The following is a 12,347-nucleotide window of genomic DNA, read 5'->3' on the forward strand; positions in this document are numbered from 1 at the left end:
TGTCATGAGCCAGGTCGACTACATCAGACGCACCGGGGAAATCGAGCACTACTTCGATCGCACCGCGCTCGATGCGTGGAAGCGTCTGACCGGCGACCAGCCGGTGAGCGGCATTCGCGCGACGGTCCGCAAGGGTCGGGAAGAAATGCGCGGCACGCTGGCGTCCTGGCTGCCGCAGGATCTCACCGGCTGGCGCATCCTCGATGCAGGCTGCGGCTCCGGCGTTCTCTCCTTCGAGCTGATTGCACGCGGCGCAGACGTCGTCGGCATCGATCTCTCGGCCCAGATGATTGCCCATGCCCGCCAGCGTGCGCATGAGCTCGAAGCCTCCCATGGACGTTTCAAGGGTTCGGTCACCTTCCACAGCGGCGATATGCTCGATCCGCGTCACGGTCGCTTCGATGCGGTGGTCGCAATGGATGTGCTGATCCATTACCGCCCGGCAGACGCCGTTCGCGTGCTTCACACCCTGGCCGAGCGCACCTCGCGGCAGATGATCTTCACGCTGGCGCCGGGATCCCGCCTGCTGCGGGCCATGCTGGCTGCGGGCAAGGTTTTCCCGCGCGGCAATCGCGCACCGGCGATCTATCCGGTCGATCCGTCACGCCTGGTCGCCGAGATGCTGCATCATCCCGAGTTTTCCCACTGGCAGTCCGGCCGCAGCCACAAGGTCGCCGTCGGTTTCTACACATCGCAGGCCATGGAGGTGATCCGGTCATGACGATCGCTGCCGCCAACCGCAAGATGATCGCGTTCTGGCAGAGGGTCGGAACGAGATTCATGCCGTTTGCGGATGCGGCAACCGCTGAAATGCCCTTGTCGCGGTTGTTGCGGTTGGCGCTGTTCCAGGTCTCTGCCGGATGCGTGCTTGTTCTCCTGACCGGCACGCTGAACCGTGTTCTGATCGTCGAACTCGGCGTTTCCGTCGCGCTTGTCTCGGCGGTGGTCGCCATTCCGGTTCTCGTCGCTCCGCTTCGGCTGCTCTTCGGTTTCCGGTCCGACACCTACAAATCCGTGCTGGGCTGGCGGCGTGTTCCCTATGTCTGGCTCGGCAGCCTGCTGCAGTTCGGCGGCCTCGCGATCATGCCGTTTGCGCTGCTTCTCCTGCAGTCGCAGACCGTCGGGCCTGAATGGGCGGGGGCTGCCGGTGCAAGCCTTGCCTTCATTCTCACCGGCTTCGGCATGCATATGTCGCAGACGGCAGGGCTGGCGCTCGCCAGCGACCTCGTGCCGGAGGAGAAACGCCCGCGGGTCGTGGCGCTTCTCTATTTCATGCTTTTGGCTGGCATGATCGGCGCTTCCAGCTTCTATAGCATCTTCCTCGTCGATTTCTCGCCGAAGCTTCTGATCCAGGTCATCCAGGGCACGGCACTCCTGACCATCGTCATCAATGTCATCGCGATCTGGAAGCAGGAACCGCGCGACGTCCGCCGCACCGCCGTCGACCGGGATCTGTCGAGCTTCTTCGACGCACTAGACGATTACCGCAGTGCCCCCGGCGTGATGCGGCTGCTGTTGGCGGTCGCCATCGGATCGGCCGCCTTTTCCATGCAGGATATCCTGCTTGAACCTTATGGAGGCGAAATTCTGGGGCTGTCCGTCGGTGAGACCACGCGTCTGACCGGGCTTTGGGCCTTCGGCACGATGATCGGCTTCGCCTGGGCGGCTCATAGCCTGCAGCATGGTGCGCAGATGTATCGGATCGCTGCGCGTGGCCTGCTGATCGGGATCTGTGCCTTCTCCGCCGTCATCTTTGCGGAGCCCCTACAAATCAATGCGCTCTTCCATCTCGGCGCCTTCGGTATCGGTCTGGGCGGCGGTCTGTTCGCGGTCGGCACCATGCTGGCCGCGATGGGCATCACCGAGCGCTCCGACAGCGGCCTTGTCGTCGGTGCCTGGGGTGCCGTGCAGGCAACCGCGATCGGGGCGGCCATGCTTGCCGGCGGTGTCATCAAAAACACGATCAATGCGTTCGCCGTAAACGGCTCCCTGGGGGAAGCCATGACGACCCCGGCGGCGGGTTACGTTGTCGTCTACAGCTTTGAAATCATTCTCCTCTTCCTGTGCCTGGCTGTCTTGGGTCCGCTCACCGGCCGGCGCTATCAGAGGGACTATCTGCAGGACATGCGTTTTGGATTGGCGGAACTGCCCGGCTGATGGCCGGCGGAAACGCTCTACACTGGAGGGTCTGATATGACCGGGTCGCTGGTTGGGAATATCGATGTCGCACAAGTGGTGCTCTACGCGTTCTGGATCTTCTTCGCAGGTCTGATCTGGTATCTGCGCCAGGAAGACCGCCGGGAGGGTTATCCGCTCGAAGAGGATGTCTCGGGCCGCTACAACAAGAGCCCCTGGCTCTTCGTGCCGCCGAAGAAGACCTTCGTGTTGCCGCATGGTCAGGGCATCAAGCAGGTGCCCGATCTGAAGCGTGACACCCGCACTTTCGCCAGCCGCCGTATCGCTCCGGCTCCCGGCTATCCATCCGAGCCGGTCGGCAATCCGCTGCTCGCAGGCATAGGCCCCGGTTCCTGGGCGGAGCGTTCCGACAAACCTGATGTCACGGCCCACGGCGATGCCCGTATCGTGCCGATGCGTGTGGCCGAAGGCTTCGGGCTTGCTGAAGGGGCCGTTGATCCGCGTGGCCTCGCCGTGCTCGGCTGCGATCGTCAGGTTGCCGGCACCGTTAAAGACGTCTGGATAGATCGTGCCGAACATCTCATCCGCTATTACGAAGTAGAGCTAGGCGCCGGTGGCAGGACTGTGCTTCTGCCCAACAACTTCGTCGTTTTCCAGACCGGCCGCGGCAATGTCCGGTCTCTCTATGTGCATGCCATCACTGCAGCACAGTTCGCCGATGTGCCAGCAACCGCTCGCCCCGAACTCGTGACCCTGCTCGAGGAAGACAAGATTGCCGCCTATTTCGGCGCCGGTCTCCTTTATGCGGATCGCCTGCGTCAGGAGCCGCTGCTGTGAGCCAGTTCGTCATCAAAGAACACGAAATCGAGCCGCTGCCGGGGCTTCCCGGCGTGCCGCCGGCTGGCGAGGTTATCCTCTGGCAGGGGCGGCCGTCTTCGGCCCTCGTTGCCCGCCACCTTCTGAAGGTCCGCTGGATCGTTGGCTACTTCCTGATCCTCGCCGGCTGGGCGGTGATCGCCGGTGTGAACGATGGTCAGCCTGCGGGCGGCATCCTCTTTTCGGTCGCGGTCCTCACCGCCTTGTCCGGCGTCCTGATCGGCATGATCGAGCTTTTCGCCTGGTCTGTCGAAAGGACCACGCTCTACACCATCACCACGGAGCGCATCGTCATGCGTTTTGGCGTCGCCATCTCGATGACGCTCAATCTGCCCTTCCGCCAGATCAACAGCGTGGCCCTTGCCCGGATCGGTGGGAAGACTGGGATGATTGCCATCGGCCTTCTGCCGGAACAGCGGATCTCCTGGTTGATCCAGTGGCCGCATGTGCGTGGCTTTCGTTTCTCCAGGCCGGAACCGAGCCTGATCTACCTGCCGGACGCGGAGAAGGTCGCGAGCGTGCTGTCGGCAGCGATTGGCCAGTATCGCGGCGCTCGCGCCGAACAGCCGCGCATCATCGTCCAGGACACGGCGACCGGCGCCTTGCCGCCGTCCGTCGTTGCGGCGGAATAGGAGAGCAACATGGGATCGGCCTCGCATCTCGGCTACTGGGCGGACCGCAAGGGCAAGGCAACAAACCGCCTGCCGCGCGGGTTGTTTTTCGGCCTCATCGGTCTTCTCGCCTTCACGGCGGGGGCTATCGTGTTTGGTCAGACAACCGGGCTCGGGCTGGTCAAGCAGCAGCTGGGTGCGCCGGTCGCCATGCGGGATGTCATGATCACGCGGAGCATGTCTGACTTTGTTGTCGTTACAGACCTCCAAACACGTCAGCAAATTGCAAGCTTTGGCCCACAGGCCGGTGGATTCGTCCGCGGCTCGCTTCGCGCCTTCGAGCGCATGCGTCAAGTGGCCAAGGTGCCGTTCGACACGCCTTATCGGCTGATCAAGTGGGAGGCCGGTGCGGTCAGCCTGTCCGATACGGGCACCGGCGAACGGATCTATCTCGATGCCTTTGGTCCCGACAACGTGGCCGCATTTGAAGCCCTTCTGGGCTCACAGGGAGGAGAAAACCAATGAACCCGGTCTTTGCCTTGATGCGACGGAAGGAGACGGTCGATTGCACCGTCGAGATCAACAACACCTTCGAGGCGCTTGGTGCGCACTTGAGGTTCGACAACGGTATCGTGGTGCATCCCGGTGACGAGGTGCTGGTGCACGGCGCGCCTGTCCAGATTCCCTACGGGTCCAGCCAGAACTTCCGCCGCAAGGCGACGATCACCCGTGCCGGTGCGATCGAGCGTGCCTGGATCCGCGCAACTGGCGATCTCGACATGATGGAATTGTGCGAATTCAGCTTCACCGAGAGGGCACTGTCATGAACAACCACGTTTCGCCTGCTGATCTCTCCGATCACGAGCCGACCGTCGCGGAACGCATGGCCGGGGTCAATGACACGACCCGCAGCGCGCTCGTCTCAACCATGCTGACACCGCGCTTCTACACCACCGACTTCGACGAGATGGACAAGATCAATGTCGAACCGGTGCGTGCAGAATGGGATGCGCTGATCGCGCAGATGAAGAGCGATCCGAACCGCGGCCATTTCAAGCGGAACGAGCAGTGGGACGATATCGACATCGACGGCCTGCCGGACGATCTGCGCGAGGAGTTCATCGACTTCCTCGTCTCTTCGCTCACCTCCGAGTTCTCGGGCTGCGTGCTCTACAAGGAGATGAAGCGGCGCGGCAAGAACCAGGAGATTTGCGAGCTGTTCGGTTACATGAGCCGGGACGAGTCCCGCCATGCCGGCTTCATCAACGATGCTCTGAAGGATTTTGGCATCGGCGTGAACATGGGCTTCCTGGCCAAGGCCAAGAAATACACCTTCTTCAAGCCGAAATTCATCTATTATGCCACCTATCTCTCCGAGAAGATCGGCTATGCCCGCTACATCACCATCTTCCGGCACCTCGAAAAGCATCCGGATAAGCGCTTCCACCCGATCTTCAAGTGGTTCCGCGAATGGTGCAATGACGAGTTCTCCCATGGCGAGGCCTTCTCGCTGATCATCCGCTCCGACAAGCGGCTGATGGAAGGCATCAACAAGTACTGGATCAAGTTCTTCCTCTTGGCCGTTTTCGCCACCATGTATGTGCGCGACCACATGCGGCCGGCTTTCCACAAGGGTCTCGGCGTCGACATCGACGATTACGACATGAAGGTCTTCCGGCTGACGAGCGAGATCTCCCGCCAGTGCTTCCCGCTCGTGCTCGACCTCGACAATCCGGCCCTGCATGAAGGCTTCCGCCGCATGGAGCGGATCAATCGCAAGGTCATGGCGGCCGATGCGAAGGGTGGCCTTTCGGGCAAGATCGCCAAGGGCTTCTGGTCGGCTGCCGCAGCGGTCAATTTTGTCAGGATGTATGCCATCCCTACGAAGTCGAACGCCATTCCCGCCACGTCCCGCCTGCAGCCGGTCTGGTGAGGAGATTGCGATGACCCTCACGCACCCGCTCGCCGTCGTTTTGGTCGCCATCTCGGTATGGTGGCTTTCGACCGGGCTGGTGCTTGCCATGGTCAATCGTTCCGACGGGCCGCGGGGCAGGGGGCTGACCCTGATGGCGCTGATGACGATCGTCGGGGTCTTTGGCTTCATTCTCATGCTCTGGGGCGCTCGGGAACCAACGGTGCTCGGCTCCTATGTCGGCTTCTTCGGTGCCCTCCTCGTCTGGGCCTGGCACGAGGCGGCCTTCCTGACAGGGATACTGACAGGACGGCGAACAGGCGAGTGCCCACCGGGCTTGACAGGCTTTAGCCGTTTTCGAGCTGCCTGGGAGGCGGTCAGCGATCATGAGATCGCCATTCTGGTGACGGCGATCGCGCTGTGGCTCGCGCTCGACGGTTCCGCCAATCTCTTTGGCCTTGCCGCTTTCGGCCTGCTCTGGGGCATGCGCATTTCCGCCAAGCTGGTGATCTTCCTCGGTGCGCCCCATGCGGTCAGCGAGTTGATGCCGAAAGGCATTCGGCATCTCAAGAGCTATTTCAAGACCGATCGGATGACGCCGCTGTTTCCGATCTTCCTGGCGATCGCAGCCGGTCTCTTTGCCGTTCTCGTGGTCGGGGCCAGCAGGGCGACCCAGGCCCATTCGGTTGTCGGCCACACGCTGCTCGCAACCTTCATGGCGCTCGCCATCGTCGAACATCTCGTTCTCGTGCTTCCCGTTTCCGATACGGCGCTTTGGCGTTGGGCGATGGCGCGGCAGGATCGGGGCAATCTTGCCATTCGCTCTGCGGCGGATGGCGCATCCGCACTCAAGGAGGGTGGGCCTGGGTCCGTACCGCACACCTCCTGGACGACAATTGCACAAGACACGATCGGGAAGAGGAAAGACTGATGACTGTTTTTCAGCACATGGAAGAGGCGCTCGCCGGCCTGCACACTGCTGGCAATTACCGGGTGTTTGCGGATCTGGAGCGTCACTGCTCGGCCTTTCCGAAAGCTTCGTTCCACAACGGTGACGGGACGGCGCGCGATGTCACCGTCTGGTGTTCGAACGATTATCTCGGCATGGGGCAGAACCCGCTCGTGACCGAACGCATGATCGAGGTCGTGCGCAAATGCGGCGCCGGCGCCGGTGGTACGCGCAACATCTCCGGCACGAACCACTATCATGTCCTGCTTGAGCGCGAGCTCGCCGATCTGCATGGCAAGGAAGGCGCGCTGATCTTCACCTCGGGCTATGTGTCAAACTGGGCAGCGCTCGGGACGCTGCTTGCCAAGATCCCGGGCATCATCTGCTATTCGGACTCGCTCAATCATGCCTCGATGATCGAGGGCATTCGCCATTCGCGCTGCATCAAGCGGCAGTTCCGTCATAACGACTACAAGCATTTGCGCGAATTGATGGCGGCGGATGATCCAGCCGCCCCAAAGCTCGTCGCCTTCGAAAGCGTCTATTCGATGGATGGTGACATCTCGCCGATCAAGGAGATCTGCGATGTGGCCGATCAGTTTGGCGCCATAACCTACCTCGATGAAGTGCATGCGGTCGGCATGTACGGGCCGCGCGGTGGCGGTGTCGCCGAACGCGAGGGACTGATGGACCGATTGACCGTCATCGAGGGCACTCTGGGCAAAGCCTTTGGCGTCATGGGCGGCTATATCACCGGCCCGGCTGTTCTGATCGACTTCGTCCGCTCTTTTGCCTCTGGCTTCATCTTCACCACCGCCATCCCGCCGGCATTGGCAGCCGGTGCAACTGCGTCGATCCGCCACCTGAAGGAAAGCAGTTTTGAACGCCATATGCATCAGGCAACTGTTGCCAAGGTGCGGCGGGCGCTGGATGTGCGAGGTATTCCCCATATGCACAATCCCAGCCACATCGTGCCCGTGATGGTCGGCAATGCGGCGAAGTGCAAGTGGATTTCGGACGTGCTGCTCGATGATTTCGGCATCTATGTGCAGCCGATCAACTATCCGACGGTTGCAGTCGGCAAAGAGCGTCTGCGCATCACCCCGACGCCGCTGCATACCGATGCCGATATCGGGCATCTTGCCGAAGCACTCTGTTCGCTCTGGTCGAAGTGCGCGCTGGCGAGAGCGGTTGCTTAAGCGCGGCAAAGGCCTTATCGGCTTGCCACAAAGACAGTTCAGGATGCTCCAGGCATGACGGACAGCATAATGATCCCGGCGATCGCCGGTGACGGATCGCTTTATCCCATCGAGAAGATGCAGGCGCATCTCGACGGTCAGTTGCATCTGGCCGTGTCTGTCTTTGTCTTCGATGGCGACCTGCTTTTGATCCAGAAGCGTGCTTCAACGAAATATCATTGTGCCGGCCTTTGGGCGAACACCTGCTGCACGCATCCGCACTGGGACGAAACGGTCGAGGATTGCGCCGAGCGGCGTCTGTCGGAGGAACTCGGTTTTACGGTCCCGCTGACACGTCACCAGACAGTCGAATACGCGGCTGATGTTGGCGAGGGGCTGAAAGAACATGAACGCGTGACCCTGTTCAGCGCCAGGGTGGACAGGCGGACGCTTCACGTCGAGCCTGTCGCAGGCGAAGTGGAAGAGGTTTGCTGGATCGCGCCCGGCCAGCTTGCGCGCCAGGTGCGCGAGCGCCCGGAGGACTTCACGCCCTGGTTCCGGATCTATCTGCAGCGCTTCCCGGGGCTGAGCTTCGCAGACGCGGCCTGAAACCTCCGGAGACAACGTTCGTGATGGATCGGCCGGCATATGCCGAGTCCGGTCTCCCGTTTGGCTGACTTGCTCTGCTCCGGACCAAACCATCATGTCGACAAAAAAAGGGGCGCCCGAGAGCTCCCCTTCTTCTTGCGGCCCGCCTTGGGAGAGCTCAGTCGTTTGCGGTCTGGTTCTGCGTTGAAGGCAGAAGGACAGCCGCAGTCTGGGATGTCGGTGTCATAGGCAGGGCGCTGCTCTGTCCGGCCGGCGCCATCTTCTGGGTCGTGCCCGGCTGGTAGGTGCTGTAATCCGGAACGGCTGTCGGGCCCTTCTTGGTCAATGCATCCACATAGTCTTGCAGCATGGAAACCCCATAGAGCGGTTTCTGCACGCCGGCGTGGCAGGTTGCACACCCGACCTTGAAGACATCACCTTCCGGACCTTTGCGGGCATCCGGGAAGACAGGCGTCAGACCAGCCAGGTAGTTGGCGTTGATATCACGCACCATGCGGATGCCATGCCAGGCGGTGACGCGCTGCGGGGGACTTTCATCCCAGGCATTGAAGGCGCGGGTGTTGTGGCAGGTGGTGCAGTTGACGCCAAGCGATTCCGACATGTGGACCATCAGCGACCACGTCGCTTCCGTTTCCTTGGTGCCGGCCGGATTGGTGCCGGTGGGCAGGGCGGTCGTCGAATGGACGCGGATCGGCTTCGCATCGAGCAGGTAGTCTTTGAGAACGTTTTGCGGCAGCGAAGTGCCGCCACCAAACTTGGCCACCACGTTCTGGCCCTGGCGGTTCTGCGTCATGTTGCCGGCGGGCTTGGGCTCAACGTCCTCGTACCAATAGTTGGTGGGGATGCTCTGGCCGCGATGACAGGTGTAGCAGGTGGCGCCGACCTGGCCGACATGGGCCTTCCAGTCGACATTGATGGCCTGGGTCATCTGGATCATACGGCGAGCGACGACCTTCTGATACAGCTCGTCGGATGCAAGATTTTCCGGGTTGTGGCAGTAGTTGCAGCCGGCCTCCGGCGCCACCCATTCCGTGATCGAGGCCATGAACTGGTTGAACTGGTCATCGGAGAGGTCGCCCAGAACCTGAACGTTTTCGTAGAGGTCACGCGCCTTGTCACCCGCAGGATCTGCCTGCCAGGGTGCCGGCGGCACGACGTTTGCCGCCTTGAGGGCTTCCTGTTTTTCGACATCCCGATGGATGTACATGCCTGTGCCGCGCGACCCGATCTGTGTGGTCTCGACGGGTGGCGCATCCCAGCCGGCGCCGACGAAACTTGCGATCGTCAGCAGGGAGCCGGCGGAGACGGCGAAGGGAATCCAGAGTTTCATCGTCCTTCTCCTTAAAGCGCCGGGTCGACGACACCGGGAAAGCCCGGCAGCGGGGAGACGATCCCGTGATTGATGCCCCAGAGGTACCAGTTGTCGACGACGGTGCCTGTGAGCAGGATGCCGATGCCGCCGGTGATGGGGGTGAGGATGGCGAACCACCAGGCCCAGCGGTGAACGGACTCCATCGTGGCATTGAAGCCCATGGTCCAGCGCCAGAAGAGGGCCGCGCGCTCGGAGGCCGTGCCGCGATCGGTAATCTGTTCGAGTTCCCGTTCACCGCCATACTTGCCGACGGCCAGGATCGTCGCGCCATGCATCGCAAACAGCAGGACCGAGCCGTAGAGGAAGACGATCGAGAGGCAGTGGAAGGGATTGTAGTAGAGATTGCCGTAGCGGATCGAGAAGGCGGCGGTCCAGTCGAGGTGCGGGAAGATGCCGAAAGGCACGGCTTCCGAGAAATTGCCCATCAGCAGCGGACGGATGAAGCCGAGTACCAGGAAGAGCCAGATCGCGGCCGCGAAGGCCCAGGCCACATGGGTGCCCATTTCCAGCTGGCGGGCACGTCGGTAAACACGAACCCACCAAAGGAGAACGGAGGTTGTCAGGAAGAAGCCCGCGATCAACCACCAGCCTCCTTCGGCCAGTGGTGGGAGTATCTTGAGGCCGTATTTTGCTGGTGGCGGCTCAAGCCCCAGCCAGAACAGCTGACGGATGAACTGGATCGGATCCCAGCCGACCGAGGCCAGCATGTTGAGGCCGATGATCTCGAATGCGATGAAGCCGAAGACCAGCGACAGCGTGCCGAGGTAACCGAGATAGATGGGTCCGATCTGGGCGTTGCCGATCATTCCGAACAGGTGGACGAGAAAAGGTTTCCCGGCGCGCGGGCTGTCACCCGTCGGAAGCGGCATGCCCTCTTCCAGGGGGCCGCGGACCTGTATGGGCGTGATGATGTTTTGATACTGCGCTAAGAACATGATCCGGTCCCCCTCAGTTCCAGATTGGCAGCTGAAGCCACCAGTTCCACCATTGCGGCCAGCCCTGGTTCCAGAACGGTCCGCTGATGATGATGCAGACGGCGCTCCAGAAGCCCGCGTTCAGCGCCAGAATCAGGCCGAGGCGGTGGATGCCCAGCGTGCCGATCGAGTAGCCGATGATGTCGCGGAAGAATGTGTCTTCGTATTCGGGCGTCTTCACTTCGGCCCGCTTGCCGGCTTCCGTGATCGAAGTGCCCGGATTGGCAGCCGACAGGATCAGGCCGCCATGCAGGGACAGCGCGAGCGTCGTGGTGAAGAAGAAGGTCACCGCGATCATATGCGCCGGATTGTAGTGGAAGTGCAGATATTGGTAACCGACGTTCGAGACCCAGTCGAGGTGGCTGAAGATGCCATAAGGAAAGCCATGACCCCAGGCGCCGAGCAGCAACGGCCGGAAAACGACCAGCGTCGTATAGGCTAAAATCGCGAACGAAAAGGCAAAAGGTACATGGTAGCCGATGCCGAGCTTGCGGCAGATTTCGACCTCGCGCAGCGCCCAAGAGATAAAGGCGCCAAGGGCGCACATGGTGACGATCTGCCAGAGGCCGCCTTCCTTCAGCGGCGCAAGAGCCAGGCCGTAGGACAGATCAGGTGGCGCGATCGAGATGCGCCAGATGTTCCAGGTCGGACCGATGGCCGCGCCATAGATCAATAGCGCGGTGCCGAGTGTGGCGAAAAAGGCCGTCGTGACACCGAAGAAGCCGACATAAAACGGCCCTACCCAGAAATCGAAGAGATCGCCTCCGAGCAGCGTCCCGCCTCGTACGCGATATTTGCGTTCAAAACTCAGCAGCGCCATGTTCGTTTCCTCCAGAGGTGATCAGCCAGGCGGCGTTGTCGGGTCATGCCGTTTGGCGGCGGGCGAGACTGAGGTGCCGCCCGCTGCCGTCTTGGTTCTTCAGCCGATGAGCCGGAGTTCCACGCCTTCAGAGAGGGAATGCTCCAGGGAGCTGGTCTTGAGGGGCTTGCCCTCCAGCCAGTTGAAACGTTCCGTGCTCAGCAGGATGAAGTGGATCAGGATCGCAAGCGTGAACAGGAATACAGACAGTGCAACCAGCGCCTTGCGCGGGTCGAACATAAGCCAGATTCTCCACATATCGCTTCCTCCTCAGGTCAACATCGGCAGAAGCGTGAGAGCCGACTGGCTAACGCTCTCGAGAGAGCTGTAGCCTTCCGGACCCGGGATCCAGGGACGCCACATCCAGACCAAGATATGCGCGACGATGGCAATCGCCGTGAATATCATGAAGCCTTGGATGAAGAATCCATGGACCTCGCGCGCTTCGCTTTCGGTCAGACCCGAAAGTGAAACATTTGATGTCTCTGCCATCAAATTCACCTCCTAGTCTCGAACACCGCGGCGCCCCCGCGGCGGGGTTTCGGAAGGCCGTGTGAAGGACCTGCCGGGTTCTGCCGATGTCGAGAACACCGGCAAAGGGATCGGGTCACGCGTGGAAGGCGTAACCGGCAGCTGCATAGGCCGCAGAACGGGCTTCGGCGAAAACGGATTGTGTCGGACGCTGGCTCGCATCTTCGGCATGGCCCGCAAGCCGAGACGCCACCGCCGCAAACAGGCAGAGCGGATAAATCAGCAGATACAGACGCCGCATGTTCTGGCGCTCGGACTGGCGGTCGCGGGTTCGACGCATGTCGTGGTCGGATCGGGTTGCAGTGATCATGGCTTCACCTCCAGTGGTCCCCAAGGGGTC

The 12,347-nt window shown here is 61.5% G+C and carries 16 protein-coding genes; 10 read left to right on the forward strand and 6 right to left on the reverse strand.

From position 1 onward, the window contains the following. Positions 1-4: 4 nt before the first annotated feature. From bchM to idi, 10 genes are read left to right on the forward strand one after another with little or no spacing between them, the layout of a single operon-like run. The gene (gene bchM / locus DMY87_RS17295) at positions 5-721 is read left to right on the forward strand and encodes a magnesium protoporphyrin IX methyltransferase (RefSeq protein WP_110792884.1); all 717 of its coding nucleotides are present in this window, start codon (positions 5-7) and stop codon (positions 719-721) included. Next, positions 718-2,157, forward strand: a complete 1,440-nt coding sequence (locus DMY87_RS17300) for a BCD family MFS transporter (protein ID WP_110792885.1) — start codon at positions 718-720, stop codon at positions 2,155-2,157. Before bchM ends, DMY87_RS17300 begins: the two co-directional genes overlap by 4 nt. Positions 2,158-2,193: 36 nt before the next feature. Next, positions 2,194-2,973: a photosynthetic reaction center subunit H gene (gene puhA / locus DMY87_RS17305; protein ID WP_110792886.1), complete on the forward strand. Its 780-nt coding sequence runs from the start codon at positions 2,194-2,196 to the stop codon at positions 2,971-2,973. Beyond that, entirely contained in the window at positions 2,970-3,644 is a 675-nt protein-coding gene (puhB, locus tag DMY87_RS17310) for a photosynthetic complex putative assembly protein PuhB (RefSeq protein ID WP_110792887.1), read from the forward strand. The genes puhA and puhB overlap by 4 nt, the downstream gene beginning before the upstream one ends. A 9-nt stretch (positions 3,645-3,653) precedes the next feature. Further along, on the forward strand, positions 3,654-4,148 hold the full coding sequence (puhC, locus tag DMY87_RS17315) for a photosynthetic complex assembly protein PuhC (protein WP_110792888.1): 495 nt from the start codon (positions 3,654-3,656) through the stop codon (positions 4,146-4,148). Further along, a complete protein-coding gene (locus DMY87_RS17320) occupies positions 4,145-4,450 on the forward strand; it encodes a hypothetical protein (protein WP_110792889.1) in 306 nt (101 codons plus the stop codon). Before puhC ends, DMY87_RS17320 begins: the two co-directional genes overlap by 4 nt. Before the next feature lie 56 nt (positions 4,451-4,506). Continuing rightward, positions 4,507-5,556, forward strand: coding sequence for a magnesium-protoporphyrin IX monomethyl ester (oxidative) cyclase (gene acsF, locus DMY87_RS17325; protein ID WP_110792951.1), 1,050 nt, complete (start codon positions 4,507-4,509; stop codon positions 5,554-5,556). 10 nt (positions 5,557-5,566) lie between these two features. After that, on the forward strand, positions 5,567-6,466 hold the full coding sequence (gene puhE, locus DMY87_RS17330; protein WP_110792890.1) for a putative photosynthetic complex assembly protein PuhE: 900 nt from the start codon (positions 5,567-5,569) through the stop codon (positions 6,464-6,466). Next, on the forward strand, positions 6,466-7,683 hold the full coding sequence (gene hemA, locus DMY87_RS17335; protein WP_110792891.1) for a 5-aminolevulinate synthase: 1,218 nt from the start codon (positions 6,466-6,468) through the stop codon (positions 7,681-7,683). Before puhE ends, hemA begins: the two co-directional genes overlap by 1 nt. Before the next feature lie 54 nt (positions 7,684-7,737). Then, positions 7,738-8,271 carry an isopentenyl-diphosphate delta-isomerase gene (idi, locus tag DMY87_RS17340; protein WP_110792892.1) on the forward strand — a complete coding sequence of 178 codons (534 nt, stop codon included), beginning with the start codon at positions 7,738-7,740 and terminating at the stop codon, positions 8,269-8,271. A gap of 157 nt (positions 8,272-8,428) precedes the next feature. Here idi and pufC read toward each other — a convergent pair whose 3' ends face one another. From pufC to DMY87_RS17370, 6 genes are all read right to left on the reverse strand, one after another. After that, positions 8,429-9,601 carry a photosynthetic reaction center cytochrome PufC gene (gene pufC, locus DMY87_RS17345; protein ID WP_110792893.1) on the reverse strand — a complete coding sequence of 391 codons (1,173 nt, stop codon included), beginning with the start codon at positions 9,599-9,601 and terminating at the stop codon, positions 8,429-8,431. A gap of 11 nt (positions 9,602-9,612) precedes the next feature. After that, a complete protein-coding gene (gene pufM / locus DMY87_RS17350) occupies positions 9,613-10,578 on the reverse strand; it encodes a photosynthetic reaction center subunit M (protein WP_110792894.1) in 966 nt (321 codons plus the stop codon). 13 nt (positions 10,579-10,591) lie between these two features. Then, positions 10,592-11,437: a photosynthetic reaction center subunit L gene (pufL, locus tag DMY87_RS17355; protein WP_110792895.1), complete on the reverse strand. Its 846-nt coding sequence runs from the start codon at positions 11,435-11,437 to the stop codon at positions 10,592-10,594. 99 nt (positions 11,438-11,536) lie between these two features. Further along, the gene (gene pufA / locus DMY87_RS17360) at positions 11,537-11,734 is read right to left on the reverse strand and encodes a light-harvesting antenna LH1, alpha subunit (RefSeq protein WP_110792896.1); all 198 of its coding nucleotides are present in this window, start codon (positions 11,732-11,734) and stop codon (positions 11,537-11,539) included. A 12-nt stretch (positions 11,735-11,746) separates the two neighbouring features. Beyond that, complete coding sequence (gene pufB, locus DMY87_RS17365; protein ID WP_110792897.1) at positions 11,747-11,968, reverse strand: light-harvesting antenna LH1, beta subunit; 222 nt, start codon at positions 11,966-11,968, stop codon at positions 11,747-11,749. Between the two features lie 115 nt (positions 11,969-12,083). Next, entirely contained in the window at positions 12,084-12,317 is a 234-nt protein-coding gene (locus DMY87_RS17370) for a hypothetical protein (RefSeq protein ID WP_110792898.1), read from the reverse strand. Between the last annotated feature and the right edge of the window lie 30 nt (positions 12,318-12,347).

This window comes from Peteryoungia wuzhouensis (assembly GCF_003205195.1).
Classification (GTDB): domain Bacteria; phylum Pseudomonadota; class Alphaproteobacteria; order Rhizobiales; family Rhizobiaceae; genus Allorhizobium; species Allorhizobium wuzhouense.

Bases quoted from the DNA above. Each gene is read 5' to 3' on its own strand.
- DMY87_RS17370 (WP_110792898.1), bottom strand. From the start codon at position 12,317: ATGATCACTGCAACCCGATCCGACCACGACATGCGTCGAACCCGCGAC.
- acsF (WP_110792951.1), top strand. From the start codon at position 4,507: ATGGCCGGGGTCAATGACACGACCCGCAGCGCGCTCGTCTCAACCATG.
- idi (WP_110792892.1), top strand. From the start codon at position 7,738: ATGACGGACAGCATAATGATCCCGGCGATCGCCGGTGACGGATCGCTT.
- pufC (WP_110792893.1), bottom strand. From the start codon at position 9,601: ATGAAACTCTGGATTCCCTTCGCCGTCTCCGCCGGCTCCCTGCTGACG.
- pufM (WP_110792894.1), bottom strand. From the start codon at position 10,578: ATGTTCTTAGCGCAGTATCAAAACATCATCACGCCCATACAGGTCCGC.
- pufA (WP_110792896.1), bottom strand. From the start codon at position 11,734: ATGTGGAGAATCTGGCTTATGTTCGACCCGCGCAAGGCGCTGGTTGCA.
- pufB (WP_110792897.1), bottom strand. From the start codon at position 11,968: ATGGCAGAGACATCAAATGTTTCACTTTCGGGTCTGACCGAAAGCGAA.
- DMY87_RS17320 (WP_110792889.1), top strand. From the start codon at position 4,145: ATGAACCCGGTCTTTGCCTTGATGCGACGGAAGGAGACGGTCGATTGC.
- pufL (WP_110792895.1), bottom strand. From the start codon at position 11,437: ATGGCGCTGCTGAGTTTTGAACGCAAATATCGCGTACGAGGCGGGACG.
- bchM (WP_110792884.1), top strand. From the start codon at position 5: ATGAGCCAGGTCGACTACATCAGACGCACCGGGGAAATCGAGCACTAC.
- hemA (WP_110792891.1), top strand. From the start codon at position 6,466: ATGACTGTTTTTCAGCACATGGAAGAGGCGCTCGCCGGCCTGCACACT.
- DMY87_RS17300 (WP_110792885.1), top strand. From the start codon at position 718: ATGACGATCGCTGCCGCCAACCGCAAGATGATCGCGTTCTGGCAGAGG.
- puhC (WP_110792888.1), top strand. From the start codon at position 3,654: ATGGGATCGGCCTCGCATCTCGGCTACTGGGCGGACCGCAAGGGCAAG.
- puhA (WP_110792886.1), top strand. From the start codon at position 2,194: ATGACCGGGTCGCTGGTTGGGAATATCGATGTCGCACAAGTGGTGCTC.
- puhE (WP_110792890.1), top strand. From the start codon at position 5,567: ATGACCCTCACGCACCCGCTCGCCGTCGTTTTGGTCGCCATCTCGGTA.